Raw genomic sequence first — 2,759 nt, forward strand, 5'->3', positions numbered from 1 at the left:
GGTGGCGGGTGCGTTGAGTGTGGAGGACGGGGCGCGGGTGGTGGCGTTGCGGAGTCGGGCGATCGCTGCCGGGCTGGCCGGTCGTGGGGGCATGGTGGCGGTGCAGCGTCCGGTGGTGGAGGTGGAGGAGTTGCTGGTGGCGTTCGGGGGGCGGGTGACGGTTGCCGCGGTCAACGGCCCCGGTTCGACGGTCGTCTCCGGTGACAGCGACGCGCTGGAGGGTCTGATGGCGGCATGCGAGGCCGGGGGTGTGCGGGCCCGCCGCATTCCCGTCGACTACGCCTCCCACTCCCCACACGTCGAGAACATCCGCGGCCACGTGGAGAAGGCGGCCTCCGGCGTGGTGCCGCACCCGGCGAAGGTGCCGTTCTTCTCCACGGTGACCGGCGGCGACCTCGGCCGCGCGGAGCTGGACGCGGCGTACTGGTATCGCAACCTGCGCCAACCCGTCCGGTTCGAGGAGACCGTACGCGCCCTGCTCGACGCCGGCTTCCGCCACTTCGTCGAGGTCGGCGCACACCCGGTGCTGACCACAGCCGTCCAGGCCACCGCGGAGGACAGCGGTGTGGACGTCACCGTCACGGGCACCCTGCGGCGTGACGAGGGCGGCCGGACACGCCTGCTGCGGTCGCTCGCCGAGGCGTTCGTGACCGGCGTACCGGTACGGTGGGCCCGCTCGTACGACGGGCTCCCCGTCCGGCGCGCCGAACTGCCCACGTACGCCTTCCAGCGGAAGCGCTACTGGGTGGCGGGGAACAGCGCCCCCCGAGGCACGGCCGCCCGCCAGGACGGCATGCGGGCCACGGGGCACGCCCTGCTCGGTTCCGCCGTGCCGCTGCCCGGGACCGGCGGATACCTGTTCACCGGGTGCCTGTCGCTGCGGGACCAGCCCTGGCTGCGGGACCACGCCGTACGCGGCCGGGTGGTCGTGCCGGGCACCGCACTGCTGGACATGGTGCTGCGTGCCGCGGACGAGGTCGGCTGCGACCGGGTGGACGAGCTGACCCTGGAAACACCCCTGGTCCTGACCGAGGCCGGGACGACCCACGTGCAAGTGCTCGTGAGCGGGACGGCCGAAGACGGCAGCCGGGCGGTGGACGTGCACGCCCGGCTCCGGAACGCCCCCTCCGACGACTGGGTGCGGCACGCGCGGGCCACCCTGGTGAGCGGCGCGGAGCACGAGCGGCCCGCGGCACTGGAGACCTGGCCCCCCGCGGACGGACGACACGTCGACATCACGGGGCTCTACGAGCGGCTGGGCGAGCGGGGGCTCGACTACGGACCGGCGCTCCGCGGCCTGACGGACGTGTGGCGTGGACCCGACGGCGCCGTAAGCGCCGAAGTGGCCCTGCCGGAGGCCGACCCGACGGGTTTCGGCATCCACCCGGCGCTGCTGGACGCCGCCCTGCATGCCTGGCCGGCGTGCACCGACGACGAGGACACCGTCAGGCTGCCGTTCCTGTGGACCGGCGCCACCCTGTACGCCACGGGAGCGACCCGGCTGCGGGTCCTGCTCACCCCGACCGCCGAGGACGCGTTCTCGGTGCGGGTCACGGACACCGCGGGACTGCCGGTGCTCTCGGCCGACGGGCTGCTGACCCGCCCGCTGAACGAGGCGCGCTTCCCCGCGCCCGCCGCCGGCGACAGCGCCGCGACGTACCGGGTGGCATGGACCCCGCTGCCGACACCCGCACACCACGGTGCGGCCCCGACCCTCACGGTGCTCGGCGAGCCGTCCGCCGACCTGCCCGCCTCGGCACCGGCCCACGCCGGATGCACCGACCTCGCGGCACTGGAGGAACACCTCACGCGCGAGGGCCTGACCGCACCCGCCCACGTCCTGGTGGACCTGCGGGAGCACGTGTCCGCCGAGGACGGCGACGACATCGCCGAGTCGGCGGAGCGGACGACCCGGCACGTCCTGGAACTCGTACAGCGGTGGCTGGCCGACGCACGGTTCGCGACGTCCCGGCTGGTCCTCGTCACCCGCGGAGCGGTACCGGTCGGGGGCGGCGAACGGGTGGACCACCTCACGGCGGCACCCGTGTGGGGCCTGGTGCGCTCGGCACAGACCGAGCACCCCGGACGCTTCGTCCTCCTCGACGTGCTCGGCGGCCCGGTGGCGGAGGCCGGCGCGGAGATGCCCGACACGGTGCTGCGCGCGCTGTCCACGGGCGAACCCCAACTCGTCGTCCGGGGCGGAGACATCCTCGTTCCGCGGCTCGTCCACGAGGAGTCCGCCCCGGCCCCGGTCGAGGTCCCCGTCCCGGCGCCGGGCGACGACTCCACGACGCGCCGCGGCCCTGTTTCCGTCCCGGCACCGGAACAGGGCATCGCCCCGGCCTCGGACCAGGACGAACCCGCCGTGGAACGGCACCTGACACACGCCGGGAACGGCACCCTCGAAGGAATCACCTGGGCCCCCGCGCCCGAAAGCCTGATCGACCGTGCTCTGGGCGAGCGCGAGGTGCGCGTCGAGATCCACGCGGTCGGGCTCAACTTCCGCGACGTCCTGATCCCGTTGGGCATGTACCCGGACGCGGAGAACGCCCGGATGGGCAGCGAGGGCGCCGGCGTCGTGACCGGGATCGGCCCCGGGGTGTCCTCGGTGGCGGTCGGCGACCGCGTGATGGGCGTCTGGCAGGGAGGCTTCCGCTCCACCGTCGTGGTGGATGAGCGGGTGGTGGTGGGGGTTCCTGTGGGGTGGTCGTTGGTGGAGGCGGCGTCGGTTCCGGTGGCGTTTGTGACGGCGTTTTATG

The 2,759-nt window shown here is 74.2% G+C and carries 1 protein-coding gene; it reads left to right on the forward strand.

The annotated features are described in order from the left end of the window. Positions 1-40: 40 nt before the first annotated feature. Positions 41-2,759, forward strand: a 2,719-nt coding sequence (locus ACFXPK_RS32705) for an acyltransferase domain-containing protein (RefSeq protein ID WP_385080788.1), incomplete at its 3' end; no start/stop codon positions are given.

Origin of the sequence: Streptomyces sp. NPDC059142, from assembly GCF_042755665.1 — a bacterium.
In the GTDB taxonomy this organism is placed as follows: domain Bacteria; phylum Actinomycetota; class Actinomycetes; order Streptomycetales; family Streptomycetaceae; genus Streptomyces.